This window comes from Sulfurimonas sp. (assembly GCF_014859695.1).
In the GTDB taxonomy this organism is placed as follows: Bacteria; Campylobacterota; Campylobacteria; order Campylobacterales; family Sulfurimonadaceae; genus Sulfurimonas.
In genome coordinates, this window is the sequence record NZ_JACUTS010000154.1 from 1 (window position 1) to 2,234 (window position 2,234).

Consider the following 2,234-nt stretch of genomic DNA (forward strand, 5'->3'; position numbering starts at 1 on the left):
TTTCTTCTTTAATCCTCTATTTACTTCTTATCAACAACGTGGTGGAACTGGACACTTAGTATATGTCCTTACAGTGTCTATCTTGATACCGAATTTATGGGCAACAGCACTCTAACTCAGCCCATCTTTGAGCACTTTATGAATCATTTTTTTAAGCTTTCGGCTGTAAAAACTACTTTTTAACAGCTTTCAATACTGCCCATTTTAACTCCGCCGTTGATAATATTAGCTAAGATATCTCTTTTTTAAGAAGTTGATAAGTGAATGCTTGTGAGTTATTTTTTTCATATCTAGCTTATTTTTATTAATTAATTCGTTAAAGAGATGAAGAGTGTATGCATTCTCTATTTTGCTGCGCATGAGATCTATTTCTTTGGTAAAAATATCTAAATAATCAAATCCGTGTATAGGGTAAATAAGGTTTTGTTCGAAAGCATGCTCTTCTAATTTATAATATTTTATAGCCTTTGTAAATCCTTTTGGACCACCAGACTCACCCCAAGGAATTTTTGTAATATCATTTTTATATATTATTTTTCTCACAAGTTTTTTTATTTTATAGCGAAGCGTATCATAGGGAGTAAAACTATTTGGAAATTGACATGCTTTTCTCATGACATCAGTCAAAAAATGATGTTTTTCAAAAGCTAAAAATCCGGTAGCGTAGAGTTTAAATCCCTCTCGTGCAAAAAGTGGATATTTTTGCTGCTCAAGTTGAAATGCTTGTAGACAAATCATGTCCATATCCATCCAGATCCCTCCCTGACGATATAAAAGTTCCCAACGAAACCAATCTGAAAATATTGCATATTTTTTACCATAAAGCTTGAGATTTTTTTTGTCAAGAATTATATTGGCATCTTTTATGACTGTGCCATCAGGAATGTTTTGAATTTCATCATATACATAAAGATGGTATTCAAAACCATGCATCAAAAATGACTTAATTGACATAATTTCAATTTCTCTAAGCTCACGACCAACCCATAAACCTTGAATGATTTGCTTTTTCATTTAAATATCCTTGAGATGTTTATTTATACCATTGTCACACCATGTGAGTTTGTTTTGAATAGTATTTTCTAAAAGAGTATCATTGTGATTATTGGAGCTACTTTCTTTATGATAGATATGAAACTGTATAGCACCAAACTTTACTCTTTTTCGCTGAATGCCTATATGATAAAGTCTTTGAATAAATTCGCTGTCTTCTCTGCCCCATGTAGTAAAATCTTCATTAAAGCCATTTACTTTTAAAATATCTTCTCTAAAAAAAGCAAAATTACATCCACGAACAGCATGAAGGCTTTGTGATGATTTTGAGCATATATATTTACGAAGTAATGAAATTCGCAACATGTTTAGTTTATTTTTTATATGTTTATTAAAAAAAGAAAATTGAGGAATTTGTTTGTTTTTTAGAATCTGTTTTGATAAAACATCACCTAAAATGGCTCTTGAACCCTGTATATAGAACCCCTTTGTTGCACAATCTAAATGATCCTCTAGAAAATGGGTATCTAAAATCATGTCTCCGTCTACTATTACTATATATTCGCTGCTTGCTTTTGCAATTGCTAAGTTTCGAGAACGAGCAAGTCGAAAGCCAAGATCTTCTTGCCATGAATGTATAATTTTGATGGGAGAAGTTTTGGCTAGGATCTCTACTAAGTCTTTTGTTTGAGCGCTAGAGCCATCATCTGCGATAATGATCTCAGAGGGCAAATACGTTTGAGCAAGAGCACTTTTGACACAAAACTCTAGTGCTTCTGGCCAGTTGTACGTTGTGACAATAAGACTAGTTTTCATTTTTTGTTTTCCTCAAAGAGCTTTATATATTTGTAAAAAACACCGTTTGCATTGGATACGGAGATCAATAAACCCTCATAACCGCATAAAAAACCTTTTTTTATAAAATAAGATTTGAAAAAAGCAAACAATGCACTAGAAAAAGCCCTAAGTGGCGATGAGCTCCTTTTATTTTTATTGTTTTGTGCAAAAAGGGTCGAATAGTGCTGCATTTTATTGATAAACTGTGCAGCATTATCAAATGGATAATGTTTTATTGGTACGCTGAGTTCGGTTTTTTCCATTCCATTTTCAAGTATGTACTCATGTACCATATTTTCACAAAAAGATGTTTTTTTTCTATTAAAAATTCTTACAACCCTATCATTTTCCCAGCCACAACATTTGATCAGTTTTTTGTTGTAATAGTTGTCGCGCTTCAGCAC

Annotated in this window: 3 protein-coding genes; all 3 read right to left on the reverse strand. The window is 32.3% G+C overall.

Annotated elements, in window-relative coordinates:
- Positions 1-225: 225 nt before the first annotated feature.
- From IBX42_RS12165 to IBX42_RS12175, 3 genes are read right to left on the reverse strand one after another with little or no spacing between them, the layout of a single operon-like run.
- A complete protein-coding gene (locus IBX42_RS12165; RefSeq protein ID WP_294933198.1) occupies positions 226-1,014 on the reverse strand; it encodes a glycosyltransferase in 789 nt (262 codons plus the stop codon).
- Positions 1,015-1,809, reverse strand: coding sequence for a glycosyltransferase family 2 protein (locus tag IBX42_RS12170; protein ID WP_294933199.1), 795 nt, complete (start codon positions 1,807-1,809; stop codon positions 1,015-1,017).
- Positions 1,806-2,093 (reverse strand): hypothetical protein, encoded by a 288-nt coding sequence (locus IBX42_RS12175; protein ID WP_294933200.1) that lies wholly within the window; start codon positions 2,091-2,093, stop codon positions 1,806-1,808. Before IBX42_RS12175 ends, IBX42_RS12170 begins: the two co-directional genes overlap by 4 nt.
- Between the last annotated feature and the right edge of the window lie 141 nt (positions 2,094-2,234).